The sequence below is a fragment of the Desulfosporosinus paludis genome (assembly GCF_045689965.1).
Lineage (GTDB): Bacteria > Bacillota > Desulfitobacteriia > Desulfitobacteriales > Desulfitobacteriaceae > Desulfosporosinus > Desulfosporosinus paludis.
Genome location: NZ_CP144211.1, coordinates 2585213 through 2599210, shown reverse-complemented (window position 1 = coordinate 2599210; position 13998 = coordinate 2585213). Strand labels below are relative to the sequence as shown.

13 protein-coding genes, 4 pseudogenes and 1 riboswitch are annotated in these 13998 nt (G+C 41.7%); of the genes and pseudogenes, 11 read left to right on the top strand and 6 right to left on the bottom strand.

All coding sequences use genetic code 11. The features are described 5' to 3' along the window. Positions 1-578 precede the first annotated feature (578 nt). Both VZF35_RS13120 and VZF35_RS13115 read right to left on the bottom strand, forming a co-directional pair. The gene (locus VZF35_RS13120) at positions 579-1055 is read right to left on the bottom strand and encodes a hypothetical protein (protein WP_407314216.1); all 477 of its coding nucleotides are present in this window, start codon (positions 1053-1055) and stop codon (positions 579-581) included. Further along, on the bottom strand, positions 1027-1596 hold the full coding sequence (locus VZF35_RS13115; protein ID WP_407314214.1) for a DUF5667 domain-containing protein: 570 nt from the start codon (positions 1594-1596) through the stop codon (positions 1027-1029). Before VZF35_RS13115 ends, VZF35_RS13120 begins: the two co-directional genes overlap by 29 nt. A gap of 569 nt (positions 1597-2165) precedes the next feature. Then, a riboswitch (cyclic di-AMP (ydaO/yuaA leader) is annotated at positions 2166-2301 on the top strand. Between the two features lie 73 nt (positions 2302-2374). On the opposite strand from VZF35_RS13115, the gene VZF35_RS13110 reads away from it, so the two are divergent. From VZF35_RS13110 to VZF35_RS13070, 9 genes and pseudogenes are all read left to right on the top strand, one after another. Beyond that, entirely contained in the window at positions 2375-2644 is a 270-nt protein-coding gene (locus VZF35_RS13110; protein ID WP_407314212.1) for a hypothetical protein, read from the top strand. Between the two features lie 135 nt (positions 2645-2779). Further along, the gene (locus tag VZF35_RS13105; protein WP_407314210.1) at positions 2780-3154 is read left to right on the top strand and encodes a YopX family protein; all 375 of its coding nucleotides are present in this window, start codon (positions 2780-2782) and stop codon (positions 3152-3154) included. Between the two features lie 30 nt (positions 3155-3184). Further along, a complete protein-coding gene (locus tag VZF35_RS13100) occupies positions 3185-3895 on the top strand; it encodes a response regulator transcription factor (protein WP_407314209.1) in 711 nt (236 codons plus the stop codon). After that, positions 3892-5355 (top strand): sensor histidine kinase, encoded by a 1464-nt coding sequence (locus tag VZF35_RS13095; protein ID WP_407314207.1) that lies wholly within the window; start codon positions 3892-3894, stop codon positions 5353-5355. The genes VZF35_RS13100 and VZF35_RS13095 overlap by 4 nt, the downstream gene beginning before the upstream one ends. Positions 5356-5366: 11 nt before the next feature. After that, complete coding sequence (locus tag VZF35_RS13090) at positions 5367-5462, top strand: hypothetical protein (RefSeq protein WP_407314614.1); 96 nt, start codon at positions 5367-5369, stop codon at positions 5460-5462. A gap of 105 nt (positions 5463-5567) precedes the next feature. Then, a pseudogene (locus VZF35_RS13085) lies at positions 5568-5795 on the top strand (DNA polymerase ligase N-terminal domain-containing protein); the annotation flags it as partial. Next, on the top strand, positions 5740-5889 hold the full coding sequence (locus VZF35_RS13080; protein ID WP_407314205.1) for an alcohol dehydrogenase catalytic domain-containing protein: 150 nt from the start codon (positions 5740-5742) through the stop codon (positions 5887-5889). The pseudogene VZF35_RS13085 and the gene VZF35_RS13080, both read left to right, overlap by 56 nt. Positions 5890-6030: 141 nt before the next feature. Continuing rightward, positions 6031-6371, top strand: a pseudogene (locus VZF35_RS13075) (PadR family transcriptional regulator). A 160-nt stretch (positions 6372-6531) separates the two neighbouring features. Further along, complete coding sequence (locus tag VZF35_RS13070) at positions 6532-7284, top strand: DUF5714 domain-containing protein (protein ID WP_407314612.1); 753 nt, start codon at positions 6532-6534, stop codon at positions 7282-7284. A 270-nt stretch (positions 7285-7554) separates the two neighbouring features. On the opposite strand, the pseudogene VZF35_RS13065 reads toward VZF35_RS13070, so the two are convergent. Beyond that, positions 7555-8314: pseudogene (locus VZF35_RS13065) on the bottom strand (transposase). After that, positions 8307-9171 (bottom strand): annotated as a pseudogene (locus VZF35_RS13060) (tyrosine-type recombinase/integrase). The pseudogenes VZF35_RS13065 and VZF35_RS13060 overlap by 8 nt, the downstream one beginning before the upstream one ends. Before the next feature lie 555 nt (positions 9172-9726). Here VZF35_RS13060 and VZF35_RS13055 point away from each other — a divergent pair. Both VZF35_RS13055 and VZF35_RS13050 read left to right on the top strand, forming a co-directional pair. Further along, positions 9727-10557 carry a CsxC family protein gene (locus VZF35_RS13055; protein WP_407314204.1) on the top strand — a complete coding sequence of 277 codons (831 nt, stop codon included), beginning with the start codon at positions 9727-9729 and terminating at the stop codon, positions 10555-10557. Between the two features lie 193 nt (positions 10558-10750). Continuing rightward, positions 10751-11563: a CsxC family protein gene (locus VZF35_RS13050; RefSeq protein ID WP_407314202.1), complete on the top strand. Its 813-nt coding sequence runs from the start codon at positions 10751-10753 to the stop codon at positions 11561-11563. A gap of 579 nt (positions 11564-12142) precedes the next feature. Here the strand turns inward: VZF35_RS13050 and VZF35_RS13045 are convergent. Continuing rightward, positions 12143-12484, bottom strand: coding sequence for an EscU/YscU/HrcU family type III secretion system export apparatus switch protein (locus VZF35_RS13045; RefSeq protein WP_407314125.1), 342 nt, complete (start codon positions 12482-12484; stop codon positions 12143-12145). Beyond that, complete coding sequence (locus tag VZF35_RS13040; protein WP_407314200.1) at positions 12481-13998, bottom strand: hypothetical protein; 1518 nt, start codon at positions 13996-13998, stop codon at positions 12481-12483. Before VZF35_RS13040 ends, VZF35_RS13045 begins: the two co-directional genes overlap by 4 nt.

Sequence of the window (13998 nt, the reverse complement as noted above, 5' to 3'; positions counted from 1 at the left end):
TGAGAATTTAGGTCGTCTTTTCTGTCACTATGCTTAGTTACTCCGTTGAAAACACAAGTTCTTCAGTGGCCTCCTTGGGGAGGGGTAAGTTTACCCATTTTTAGGATTTGGGGTTTAATAATTTCTATTGTTAAGGAAAAATCTCCTTTGAAACATCGTTACCCAGGAATTTATATCCAATATAGAAGAGATTGAATTCCCATAGACCAACTGTCGCTCGGCAGACGATTCAGTACAACGTGAGATTCATGAGGTTCAGTATTCAGCGTTATATTATTACGTTCCTTTAAGCTATTGATTTAATCAATGGCTTTTCTCTATCTTACGAACCCCACAAATCTCTAAACATTAGGCGACAGACCATGCGGGAGACAGGCATTCTTTCCTGGATATGGAAGGGATTGTTGGTGAAGTAGGGAGGTATGGACACAATTTTCATTCATCAGTGGTGCCGCTTCGCGGCATGTAAGTCTGACTGTATTAAGAAACGATCGGCTCAACTGGGCCGTTTCGTTTCTTTATCTATCATCTATATATCATCGCTTCAATAGCGCAAGTTTTAGAGGAACGACTTAGGGCTACTCATCCTTATGACTTTCTTTGGAATCCCCTTCATGATCCGAACCCTTTTGGCTCTTTTCCGAGTGGCGAACCGTGCTGGAAGTACCGGACACCTCTGTTCTTCGATTTGCAGTGCTTTGGGGAGCTACTTGTGCTTGGGGAGCAGGACTCTGGGCAACGGCAGGGGTTGATGGTTGGGCAGTCTGATTAACAGCATGTTCGTTTTGATCATTATCATCTTGATCTTGTTCGTCTTGATCTTGATCCTCTACATAAAGTTCTACGGATTTATTGAGGGACTTCTTAAGTTCTTTTAAAGCAATTTTGGCTTGTTTTTCTAAAGCCTTTGTATCTGGTGCAGTTGCAGGGGCTGTGGTTGTTTCTGTGGTAGGAGGAGTTGTGGTGGAGGTAGAGGTGGATGTTGCTGATGTAGAGGTTGTGGATGCGGCTGGTACCGCTCCTTCTTCATGAAGCTTCGTTACTGCTTTCTCCATAGAGCGTACAATATTCAGCGCCAATCTTTGGGCTGCTTGGGGGAAGCTTGTCTAATAAACCGGCTAACACCCTGATATTGTTGGTATTAACGTTTGACAGGGCTATGGCAAGAGTTTTAGCCGCATCAGAGTTTGGATCTTTAATCTGATTGACAAAATCCTGAGCCTGGGAGATTTTATTTGAGTATTCGGTAAAGCAGTTTTCTGCACCATTTTGATCTCCTTTTTGAAGGAGTTTATTCGCTTCCTCCAGCTTTGCCAGGGCTTGATTCTCATTAATTAAAGCCTTTTTGGCCGGGCCAAAGGGAAGTAAGAGCTGGATTTTTCCGATTAATTCGGTGAACCAGTTTTCCGCTGCGACGGGATTGCCATTTGCATCAACAACCGTAGTCGTTGTACCGGTAGTTCCATTTATAGCAGAGCCGGTGCTTGTCGTCGTTGTGCTTGTGGCAGAAGTTGATGTGGCAGAAGCCGCATCAGCAAGAGCCAGAGTACTTCCGAGCGGAAGTGTTAATAAAGCCAAGGTAACAGTAGCCGCCATTCTTTTTTCATTGTTTGAGCCTTTTTCATACCTTTTCAATCCCCTTTTTGTAAAACCTTTGTTGTACGTACACACTATATCTTACGTACCCCCAGGTTGTTTTAAGGGTGGGTGCAGGCATTTAATAAATCTAGAAAGCTGTCTTTCGCTTATTGAGAAAATACCCAGTTCTCCAGAATAGTATTACTTTGATATAAATTTAATAGAAAAACAATAAAGAAAATGAGGTAAGCAGAACAATATTTCAGACAAACAATAACCCAGTGACTATGCCAACGATTCGGGCTATTATTTCCCGGAAACTGTTGGTTTTTTTATGCTTTTATAAGTTGTTCTTGTATAATCTCCGGCTTGTAACATTTGTTCACACTTTCGCAAAACACTTTCATAGTTTGGTAAATGCCATTTAATATGCCTCCGGTATAATTGGCTCGAAAGGAGGCGAATTGTCCTTATCTTTTTAACGCCTAGCTAGTACAGGAAGTATTTTCCTGGCTACAAAAGGTTGACATATTCTTTGCTGCCAACTTATAATACCGACAACGGTTGTCAGCCATTCCAACTAAATAGCTAAAGACGCGCTGAGTTCCGCACTTAGTGGAAACGGGGGACCCATATTTCTGGGGTGAATCCGGCTTAGGCCGGTAGGGCTATCTCTTAGCCCGAATCCATCAGCTAACTTCGTAAGCGCTTTCAAGAGAAAAACTTCTGAAAAAGGGTCCTGCGTTTAGTTTTTTAACGCGGGACCCTTTTACGCATTTTGAAAGGAGGAAAACTAATGCGTAGCGCGTTGACTCAGGGAACTTCAAGTGTTGTGCTAGATAAGCGAAATGAGCGCTTGGTCGTAAATGGATACCAAGCAGGGATCGAAGCACGGAAATTAGCGGAGAGCCTGATTGCAGTCGCCCGGCACAATGGATTGAGCAAGATATGGATATGGGCCTTGCCCGCAGATGTTCCCGATTTAGGCTATCAGTTTCGGGGCCGTCTTATTAAGAACTGCCATATTGCCGGTTCCTTTCAGGATATGAATCTTTGGATGAAATAACGGTATAAGTTAAATCTTTAAGGGAATATCTCGTAAAGCTAAATAAAAACGAATATACGCAGGAGCGAGACGGGTATTTTGTGGAGCCGGATTTGGAAAATTGAGACATTATGGAGGTCCTAAGGAGGCAGTTAATTGAAAGAAATTAAATTTCGAGTTTGGGATAAGGTTAGGCAAAAAATGTTTAAGCCTCAAGCCATTTCATTTGATACACAGACTTTAGCTCCTTTCGCTGTAAGTGTGCCCGGTTGTTCGTGGGAACCGGCTGAAAAATTTGACTTGCTGCAGTGGACGGGTTTGTCTGATGCCAAGGGTAGTAATGTCTATGAAGGTGATATTATTAACATTTCATCGGTTATATACCAAGTGATTTGGAATAAATCCATAGCAGGTTTCGAACTGGTGGAAGCAGGAAGCTCTTTAAAGCGAAACATTATTGATGTTGGGATTGGCGAGATAGTTGGAAATCCATATCAAAATGTACCTTCGATAATAACTCCAGGATTGTAAAAATAAAGGCTACCGCCGAGGGAGGAAAAAATGACCTATTGTGGTAAGGTACTGCTGGTTGATGATGACCAAAACGTATTGGAACTGGTTAAATTATATGGTGAAAGGGAAGGTTTTAAAGTTATTGGTGTGAGCAACGGCGACTTGGTTCTCGCCGTATTCGACCGGGAAAATCCTGATGTGGTAATCCTGGATATCATGCTTCCGGGTCAGGACGGGCTTACGCTCTGCCGTAATTTAAGGGCGGTACGGATGGTTCCTATCATCATGCTCACAGCCAAGGGGGAGGAAGCAGACCGTGTTTTGGGACTGGAAATGGGAGCCGATGATTATGTTGCCAAACCTTTCAGTCCCAGGGAATTGGTAGCCAGAATAAAAGCTGTCTTGCGCCGTACCCAACCGATAGAGACAGCAACGTATTGGAAATTGAAATATCCGGGGCTGGAAATCCTGGCGGATACCAGGACAGTTTTGATTGATGGTGAAAAAGTGGAAGTCACTCCCAAAGAATTCGATTTGATCTATTACCTTGCCCTGAATCCGCGCCGGATTTTCAGCCGGGAGGAACTGCTTGCTGCTGTTTGGGGATATGATTTCTTCGGTGATCAGCGGACGATTGATGTCCACATCCGCAGGTTAAGGACCAAACTGGCATCTTTGCCGTTTGAATACTTAACAACCGTTTGGGGTGTGGGATACCAGTTTACACCTCCTGCCAAAGGGGGAGAGACCACATTGTGAATATTTATCTGGAGAAGGGCAGGGAAAAACTTCAATTGGTAATCCGAGCCCTGCATCGATTTTGGCTTAGTATTAAACGTTTACTTCAGGAACAATTCAACAAAAATCTTTACACCAGGATATTGTTTACTAATGTCACGGCTTTTGTCATAGCTTTTATTGTCGTGATGATATTTTCCAGCTTTGTGGTTAAGCAGGTAACCTACGATCAGATTCAACAGGAACTGTTACGGGAAGCTAAACGGGTAAACTTTGCTTTGCTCCAGCAAACGGACAGCGCGTGGAGTGTTCCGCCTGATCAGCGATCAAACAGTCAGGTTCAGGCTCAGCAGGACTTCTTGAAATATCTGGCCGGTATCTTTGATGCTAAAATTACGATTTTTGATATGACAGGAAAGATTACGGCTACATCGGCTGAGCAGGAAATGGTGCCTGGCAGCCAAATAGATAACAAATACATTCAAATACTTCAAAAAGGTTCAATATCGACGACCCAATCTGTGGATCAGGATACCGGACAGCCGATCTTTGTTGCCGCCGTGCCCATGGGGAACAATAAGGGTATTATAACTAACGGTATCTTGTTGGAAACGAAATCATCCAATCTCGACCTTGCTTTAAGCAAAATGCGTTTTTACATGCTTTTCGGGGGCATGGTCATTCTGCTGTTTATTATTATCATTTCTGTTTATCTGGCTATGTACATTTCCAGGCCGATTTCCCGTTTAACGGCCAATGTTGCTGAGATTAGCAGAGGGAGTTATGTTTTGAGCGATAGGGACCAGCCATTGGATGAGATCAATGTTCTCAGCGGCCAGCTTAATAAATTGGCGGAAAGACTACAGAAGATCCAGACCGAGAGCAGTAAGATGGAAGAGGAACGAACCCGCTTATTTGCTGAGATATCGCATGAGTTACGGACCCCTCTGACGGCTGTCCAGGGCTTTGTTGAGGCCATCCGCGACGGCATTGTGCAAGACGAGGCTATCCAGAGGAGGTATTTAGACACGATTCACACGCAAACGGTTCATATCTGCAGGCTGGTGGATGATATTTTGGAATTGAGCCGTCTGGAAAGCGGCAATGTCACGGTGGAAAGACTACCAGTTGATTTGAATGCTCTGGCACAGGGAGTGGCTACGTCCATGGAGCCAGTGGCCAATCGCACAAACACATCGATTCTAATGCGCAGGAAAAGCGAAAAGGCCATTGTACTTGGGGATGCTGACCGGATGGAACAGGTGATCAGAAATCTGCTGAAGAATGCAATCAGGGTTACAGAGAACGGTGCAATCAGGATTGGTGTGGAAAACCGACGAGGTAAAGTTCTACTTAGTATTGAGGATAATGGGATTGGCATAGCGCCCGAGGATCTACCGCACATTTGGGAACGTTTTTACCGGATCAAGAACCAACGTGATAAGCACATCCAGGAAAAGGGAGTGGCCTGGGGCTGGTGATTGTGAAAAAGATGGTACAGTTACAAGGCGGCAACATTGATGTGGTCAGCCAGTTGGGGAAGGGGACAACTTTTCACATCAGTTTCCCAGCTTTTGAGCAGAAATGACTTGTTACATTTCATAGTTTATTGGTGAACTGATCAATATGGCATATGGCGAGAAGGAAATTCTTTAGTGGTATCCTTCCCGCTATTTTTGTTGTGTAGCACCATCTGGCCCGCAGAGATCACTACGATCTCCGCCTGGAATGGGACGGAGCTCTATTGAGCTGGGCAGTGCTCAAAGGCCCTTCTTATGATATTCGTGACAAGAGGCTTGCCGTACGGGTGGAGGAGCATCCTTAGGAATACAGAAACTTTGAGGGGACGATTCCCAAAGGGGAATATGGCGGCGGTGTGGTCATGCTCTGGGATGAAGGCCGCTGGGAACCCTATGGGGATTGTGGAGGAACTTGGCAAAGATGTAGCCAACCTAAAGAAGGGTGACCGGGTAATTGTCTCTTTCCCCGTAGCTTGCGGACACTCCAGAAGTTAGAATAGGTAAATAGAAACTTTCTGGACATAAAAGGTTAATTTTAGGAGAAATGTTTTAAGCTCCTATAGTTTTATATTGACATATATAGATGATCTATATAACATAAAGTTATGTAGATCATCTATATATGGAGGTACAAATATGACAATCGATAAAAGCCTTTTAACCGGAAGCGCCACTATACTTATCTTAAAGCTACTTGACGAAAAAAATATGTACGGCTATCAGATGATTGAAGAACTCAGAAAAAAATCAAACAATATTTTTGAGTTAAAAGCAGGAACATTATATCCATTGCTCCACACCTTAGAGCAAAAGGGTATGCTCACTTCTTACGAAGAGACCGTTGATAATGCGAGGGTGCGAAAGTACTACAGTATAACAAATAAGGGTTGCGAGCATTTGAACGAAAAAAAGAAGAATGGGAAACATTTACCGCTGCTGTACATGCTGTTTTGGGAGGTGCAGGATTTGCGATCTAGCAAAGTCACTGAGTATTTGGAAGTTACGGGCAGGGGGTATAGGGGGTATAATTCTATCGAAGTCTATGCGTTTTAATGGCCAAGCCATTTCCAAAAAGATACGCTATCCACTAAGTTTAGAAACTCTAATATGTGAGGAGGGGTAAGATTGACAGACCAGATTAAGAATCAGAATGGGAACACCACAACATCGGGTTGTTGAGAATCTAATTCTAGTGCTGGTCAGCACACTGAATCTAAGACTGAGAACTGCCAAATCTGCGGAGGCCAATTAGAATACTTCAATTCGGGACGGGAACTAACTTGCGTTCAATGTGGCAAAAAAGAGATTGGCAATATCTCCTGCCCAAATGGACACTATGTATGCGATGAATGTCATGGAAAAGATCTTTTTAAGACTGTAAAAGAATACGTTTTAGCCAATAAATCAGATAATCCCTTCGAAATTGCCGAGTATCTTATGAACCAAGATAACATTCCCATGCTTGGTTGTGAAAATGCCTGGATAGCATCAGGAGCTTTGATGACAGCACTCAGGAATGAAGGAACAGTTAAGGCTACGGATGAACAGATTGTTGAAGCAATGAATCGCACTAAAAGACAAGCTATCGGAGGATATTGCGGACTTACAGGGGTATGTGGAATTTCTCCCGCGATTGGGTCATGTTTTAGTGTCGTTTTAGATGCATCTTGCCCTAAAGACCAAGAAACAGCGACAACAATGAAGGTCGTAGGCAAAATAGTTAACGCTATCGCTGACCAAACAGGTCCGTGTTGTTGCAAAAACTTTGTAAGGACTGCACTAAATGAGGCTGTTTTATTAGTTAAGGAATATCTGAATGTTTCTTTATCAACACCTGATGAACCAATTATTTGCACCCATAGTTCACGCCACCCTCATCGATGTAGATAGTCTAAATGTTCCTATTTCAAAATGAATACGACACCTCAGAATCTTAAGCTGGATATGGCTGAGAAAAATATCACTAACAAGCCTAAGTAAAATTGATAACCTTGTTCAAAAGGCTCTAAATGGGAATTGAAGCATGTGGAATAGACGTTTTCAAAACTGCCAGAGACAATGGGTTCCACATTAATACCAAGAAAGAAACCTATGGTAAATGGAATTACTTTGCGCTTTGTATTGCTCGAATAGAACTGACGGGGCAATTTTTTTATGCATTCAATTCAAATATGCAGGGGGAGATTTACCCAAGCTCATAAATCGTTTGGATTTTTCCGAACCGCAGTTAGAACATTTAGATACGTCAATTCCAGTAATCCTCAGGATAAGTTCAAGTGTGGAGGCTTTTTCTTTGATTATAAAAGAGGTATGGGTAAGCCGTTTGCAAAGTTTCAGTTGGGTCGTCTTGTTACGGTTGCCAAGCAAACCGTAATGTTTAATTTTCATAAATCCATTTGGAAGGATATGAATAAGAAATCTACGGATAAACTCATCGGAAGAGAGCGTCATCACCTTCTGGTTACTGCCATCTTTGTAGTCCCGCCATTTGAAGGTTACCGTATCATTCTTAAGACTAACAATACGTTTATTGGAAATAGCTACTCGGTGTGTATATCGTCCTAGGTATTCAACAACACAAGCAGCATTTTTAAACGGCGGTTTACAGTAAACAACCCATTCTTTGTTATACATAGAGGATAGTAGCTTTTCAAAGTTTGTATTGTCGGAAAAATAGGTTTGGCTATTTCAATCCAACGTTCTTTGGCAAGAGTTTGGCATTTGGGGCAATGCCTATTACGGCAAGAATTGTAGGAAATCCGAATATGCCCGCAACTGCACAAACCTCCTTATGTCCGCCTAGCTGTGAGGTTCTGCATTTTTGAATAGCAGACATCGCTTTATGCTGGACAAGAGTGAGCTTATGGTTGGTTCGATAAATATTGGCATATTTGAGGAAGATATCTTGAACCTCAACCATTGGTCTTATCCAATTCAACAAGCTCATCAAGAGGACTCTTCACGTTAAGTGATTCGATTTTAATCAAGTGTAAATAGAAACAGGTTGATGCAATATCCGTGTGTCCGAGCAATTGTTTAATGTGAAAAACACTTACACCCGATGATAGCAAATGAGTTGCGAAACTGTGGCGCATACTATGAACGGTGACATTTTTGCTGATGTTAGCTTTAATTACATATTTATGGAATAGATTCTGAATAGCTCTGATGGTCATAGGAGCACCCTTACGATTTCTGCTGTAAAAAAGCCATTCTTCAGGGCGATAAGCCTTCCAGTAAGTTCTGAGAATATCGAGGTTAGCTTGTGAAAGCAGGGCATATCGGTCTTTACATCCTTTAGCATTGCGAATAAACAACTGCATTTTGCTGCTGTCGATATCTGAAACTTTAAGAGCAGCGACTTCACTAAGGCGAAGCCCTGCACCATAAAGAGTCATCAAAATGCATTTATCTCTTAAGTTATCGCAGGCATCAAAAAGAGCATGAATTTCCTCTTTGGTAAGAATGTCGGAGAATTTACGTTGTTTGCGGTGGCGGGGGATTTGCTTTAGATTCAACTTAGTATTGAATGTGACACCATACAAGAATCGAAGAGCGCTGTTGTAAGTGTTTACCCGAGCCAGAGGCTAGTTTTCTTTCTGTAGTGAGATAGTGGAGAAAAAGTCGAATATCCTCTTCGCCCAGCTCGTTAGCAGGTTTATTGTAATGTTCTTGAAAAAGCTTTACTTTGGTGTAATATTCGGCCTTGGTGTTTTTACTTAATCCTCTCAGTTCCACATCGAAAACTAACTTGGCTAAAACCTCTTCTTTTGTCATAGAAAAATATCTCCTTTTATGTAAAATCTCTAACATTTTACAGGAGATGCAAAAAGGCTTACAGTATATTTGGGTAAAACAGCAAAGACACACTTACAAAAACCACCGCGCCAGCGGTTTAGTGCTATTCCTATAATGTGAACTTCATAATTTGAACGAAAAACCCGAATACTCACTTTGTTGTGTAATTTTTGATTCTGTGGCATTTCTCGTAGGAGGTAAAATCGCGGGTTAATTTGATTACGAAGCATGCGAACAGAACAGATATTACTGGCATGGCAACATACCTCACAAAACTAAACGATAATATTTCATCTTTAAAGGATGAAAATGAGATTAACTTGGACGGAAAGCATTCCAAATTGCCACACGGCAAATACGAGATTATGGGAGTTAGCAGGGTCACTTTGTACAAGATATGAAATTCTACCAAAAAGCGTGTTTATTGTTAAAACTCCAATCCAAATTATCTAACGCAAAACCTTTATCTATTGCGTAGATTATATTGTCAGAGTATATCTATCTTTATATTAGCTCAGAAAGGAAGAGAATACAGTGACTAAGCAATGTCCACACCATTGGACTCAGGGAGCTCCTTTTATCTCCAATTGGGTTCAACAAACTCCTCCTGCTCCACCGTGGACGCCACAAAGTCAACCTGTTGCTCCCAATCCGATTATGCCTAGTACTGCGACCCTGCCAATATACACCCCACTTGATATTAAACAATTGGATGCACGTACGGTAATAGTTTCAGTTTCGATACCGGCAGAATCAGTTTTCACTTTGCCAACAAAGGCACTGGAAATTAAAAAGATTAGAAAGAACCTCAAAATAACACAGTGTCGATTTTTCAACTTCGTTCGACAAATACCCGGTATGCCACACGATACCCCCAAATTGTTCCTGGGAGGTTTTGTACGTAAAGACATTCAATATTCTGAAGCAGTTCAACAAACCGCCACGACCGTAGAGAGTGTTATTAAGGATTTTATTGTGAATATACCCATTTCTTGTGTTGTTGACCTCGGCCGTACCCTAGTAATACCATCCAACCTTTTTGGCAAGCAAGCTGAATACGAATATTCTGACCTCACGCTTCCTCCTTCAGGGTTTACATTGAAAGACAAGTTGCCGTCAAGCGACTTCGAAGAGTTTAATGTCGTAAACCAGCAATTCCTAAACCTATCGCCAAACTGTGAGCTTATCTTCTGCCGGATCAATGAAATGGGTAATGCCCTAGACCGTATTCCGTTACGAGGCGGACCTTTAGATGAAGGTATTTTTAAAACTATCCAAGAAAAAATGATTATTTTGATCCAATTTCGCTTGATCTTCCCATCCATGATTGATCCCCCAACAACTGGCTGCATCCCCAGAGAATAGAATTTTGGCACAATCTCTTATGAATTAAAAAGAGCCCTATGAAGGCTCTTTTATTACAGTTAGTTATGGACGAGCATTAAACGCCCCTCAGAGTTTCGTAGCTAAATAGTTTGTCCGCACAAAAACAGAAGATTGCACATATCATGTAACATAACCAGCCAAAAATTTTATAGTTTAGAAAGGAAGAATACAATTGAGTAATGTTATTTCATGTTCACAATGCTGTCCGACAACAACTTTTGTCCCAAATTGGGTTCAAACAACTCCTACTCCAGTGAGTCCAGTTCAGCCGGTTACTCCCAATCCAGTTTTCCCGAGTACTGCATCCCTACCCCAGTGCACACCTCTGCAAGTAATCCAACCAACTCCAACTACAGTATTAGTTACTGTATCTATACCAACAGAAGCAATTATCACCTTGCCTGCAAAAGCACTGGAAATTAAAAATATTAAAAAGCGCCTGAAAATAACTCAGAGCCGTTTCTTCAATTCTCCGCCAGCAGTAGTTGGCGTACCAACAGATACTCCCAAGTTGTTTTTAGCAGGCTTTGTGCGCAAAGACATTCAATTTAGCAAAGCAACTAGCCAGACATCAACGACAGTTACAGGAACCATTAATGATTTTGTTGTTGATGTACCCTGGTCGTGTGTAGTTGGCCTCGGCACTGCACTTGTACTACCACCGACCCGTTTTGGGGCACAGCAAGAATATGAGTTTGGAATCAACACGGCGCTTCCTGCCGGGTTCGCGACCAAAGACAGGCTGATCTCTGGTGATCTGTCCGAGTTTAACTTGATCAGCAATGAGTTCCTTAACCAATTACCGACAGTATCACTTGTATTCAGTCAAATTAATGAAATGGATGATGCCCTCGACCGGGTAGCATTAACAGGCGGGCCCTTTGAAGAAGGTCAATTCACAATGATTCAAGAAAAAATGATTATTTTGGTTCAAGTGCTGTTAACCTTCCCAACAGTAATTACTACAACGACAAGTGATTGCTAATCACAGCAGGTTTTGAAACTTCAGAGTTCGCAAGCATCAGCCTCATATTTTTAAAAAACTGCGGGTCCACAAGAACCCGCAGTTGGCGTATAATTAAGTTATGCTAAAACCAAATTACACACTAAAAAATATACCGAATTAAGTGGACACTATCAATTAGTTTTGCCATTTAATTTCGAAGTGTTAATACCAAAGGATGACTCCGTTCGACTGCTCAGCCACATATTGGAGGGATTATGTAGTTGTAGTTGGTTCGCATTATTCATATTCCCGTTAGGCTAAGTGTGTCCTGAAAGGACGACTGTTCAAAGTAGAGAATGGAGTCACAGTCGGACGTGCTTTATAAGCGATGGGGGTAGGCCCCTCGGAATCGGCATGCAGGTGCAGGTTTCAAACCACCATTGGGTGCTGCAATCAAAAGTTGTGGTGCTGAACGCGTATGGAAAAGGCTGCTATAGCAGTCAGGTGTGCATCGTGAAGCTGAACGAAAGTGAATAGCCGGTGAAGCGTCGTTAATGGGTTTGTTGCAGTCAAAACCAGATGAGCCTTCGATAGCCTCCCGTTCCCCCTGAAAAGAAGTCAATCTCTTGATGAGTCGCAAGAAATTGCTGGGTCAGACATTTGAGCCTCAATATCAAGAATCTGTTGTTCCAGTGCGGCTATTTCCTTTTCACTCCATTCAGAATCCAATCTATAAACGAACGCAAGAATTTCAGCCACAGCTTTATAGAGTTCTGGAGGGATCTCTTGACCAATATCAATTTTTATTAAAGCTTCGACTAATTGGGCATCCGTTTGTATTGGAATACCTTGTTCCTGTGCAGTTTCGATTAAATTTCGTGCAACTTCACCTTGCCCAGAGGCTACTATCTTTGAGGCCCCGCTCTTATCGTAAGCTAATGCAACTGCTTTTTCTTTCATGCCAATACGTCCACTCCGTTCTTTGCCTCTCCTTTAAGCAATGTGTGAAATTCCAAATTATCCAAAGGTTTAACATGAATAGAGGTTAAGTTAACGCCTAACATTTGAAAGTTCCCTTTCACTTCGGCCATCAGACCATCAAGAAGTATTGATAAAGCGTCTGGATTTTTCGTTAATAGACTTAACGAAAGTTGATTCATAGAAAAGAAAGCATCAATGCCAATCGGTCCAAGATTAGGTGTTTCAGTTTGTAACGCGATGCGACAATGTTTAGGATCAATCTTACCATTTTTACGACTTCCCTGAATGGCAAGCTTAATGGATTTGACTCCCTGGTCTTGTCTAATAGGAATTTCGGCTAACATATAACCATTACCATCCACGCCGGTATCGTGCCATAATTGCTGGCCAGTGATCTTATCTAAGAATTGATTAATGACCGATGAAGAGGGATGAGTGTCCGTCAGGCTAAGAAGCTGTGCTTTTAGGGTATCTTTTAACTGAGCAAGTTCCTCAGAATCTCCCCCTTGTCCTTTGATTAAAATATCAAACAATCGGTGCTCATAATTTATCCCAAGTTGTTTTAAAAAGGATTTTAATTGTCCTGCTGCTTCTTGATTTGACAGCCCTTTTAAGCTGGGTATTAAATCATTAAATTTTTGTAATAGTTCTTCCGGAAGATCAGAATTATTGAGGATTTCTGGATATGAAGCAGTCTGCGCATCGTTTAATAAATAAACAAATAACTCATTATTAGGTAAATCGCGATTAGCCAATACCGTATTTAATGCGTTTGATAGGACGGATTCCACGGGTTTCTGAACTTCAGTATCCCGGCTTAGTACTAACGTATTGTTCACAAAGTTTTTAACAACAGCCTGAAATTTATCTCCAGGTTTTGCTTCGATATCTAAAAAAGCTTGAACTGATTTTCCATTAACCAAAATAGACGCTTTGCCATCCTCTACCTGGCTTAACATTTCAATGATTATCTTTTGCCCTATTTGAAACGTGTCCTTGCCAGGCATAGCTACAATAGGTTTCTGAACTTCAGTATCCTGGCTTAACACTAACGTATTGTTCACAAAGTTTTTAACAACAGCCTGAAATTTATCCCCAGGTTTTGCTTCGATATCTAAAAAAGCTTGAACTGATTTTCCATTAACCAAAATAGACGCTTTGCCATCTTCTACCTGACTTAACATTTCAATGATTATCTTTTGCCCTATTTGAAATGTGTCCTTGCCAGGCATAGCTACAATAGGTTTCTGAACTTCAGTATCCCGGCTTAGCACTAACGTATTGTTCACAAAGTTTTTAACAACAGCCTGAAATTTATCTCCAGGTTTTGCTTCGATATCTAAAAAAGCTTGAACTGATTTTCCATTAACCAAAATAGACGCTTTGCCATCTTCTACCTGGCTTAACATTTCAATGATTATCTTTTGCCCTATTTGAAATGTGTCCTTGCCAGGTATAGCTGCAAAAGCGTTAGGAATTGAACCGATTTGCAC

Excerpts from the sequence above, each read along its gene's own strand:
- VZF35_RS13100 (WP_407314209.1), top strand. The coding sequence starts at position 3,185 with ATGACCTATTGTGGTAAGGTACTGCTGGTTGATGATGACCAAAACGTA.
- VZF35_RS13045 (WP_407314125.1), bottom strand. The coding sequence starts at position 12,484 with ATGAAAGAAAAAGCAGTTGCATTAGCTTACGATAAGAGCGGGGCCTCA.
- VZF35_RS13120 (WP_407314216.1), bottom strand. The coding sequence starts at position 1,055 with ATGGAGAAAGCAGTAACGAAGCTTCATGAAGAAGGAGCGGTACCAGCC.
- VZF35_RS13115 (WP_407314214.1), bottom strand. The coding sequence starts at position 1,596 with ATGGCGGCTACTGTTACCTTGGCTTTATTAACACTTCCGCTCGGAAGT.
- VZF35_RS13090 (WP_407314614.1), top strand. The coding sequence starts at position 5,367 with ATGGTACAGTTACAAGGCGGCAACATTGATGTGGTCAGCCAGTTGGGG.
- VZF35_RS13080 (WP_407314205.1), top strand. The coding sequence starts at position 5,740 with ATGGCGGCGGTGTGGTCATGCTCTGGGATGAAGGCCGCTGGGAACCCT.
- VZF35_RS13110 (WP_407314212.1), top strand. The coding sequence starts at position 2,375 with ATGCGTAGCGCGTTGACTCAGGGAACTTCAAGTGTTGTGCTAGATAAG.